Below are 434 nucleotides of genomic sequence, written 5' to 3' on the forward strand. Positions count from 1 at the left end.
GGATCTTTGGATTCCGCCAGCCAGAAGAACAGCGGAATAATCACGATCATCAAAATGATACGCGGCCAGATCATCACACCCTTACGGCCATATTTATCCGCAAGATAACCGGCAACCAGAGCGAAGATGAAGGTCATTGTACCGCCTAGCACCGTTCCTGCCTGTGCAAGAATTGCAGGCAGTTTCAATGTCTGAATAGCATAGGTGGTCATATAGTTACCAACCTGCGTCGACACTGTAGTCGCGATCATCACCAGAATACCAAGCACCAGATAACGGGTGTGGTTGGTGAAAACTGAGGTCACGATCTGTGTACCGGTTTTATCGCTCGGCGTTTCCAGTGTTTCCGGCAATGCGCGGCGGATATAAAGCGCAATAGGAATAAGCGCCAGCGATACGAGGAACGGAATACGCCAGCCCCATGACACCAGATC

At 50.5% G+C, this 434-nt stretch carries 1 protein-coding gene; it reads right to left on the reverse strand.

Annotated elements, in window-relative coordinates:
- Nucleotides 1–434 (reverse strand): MFS transporter (locus tag HBA93_RS18730; RefSeq protein ID WP_221724304.1); only part of this gene is annotated, 434 nt, incomplete at both ends.

This window comes from Ochrobactrum sp. SFR4 (assembly GCF_019730395.1).
In the GTDB taxonomy this organism is placed as follows: Bacteria; Pseudomonadota; Alphaproteobacteria; order Rhizobiales; family Rhizobiaceae; genus Pseudochrobactrum.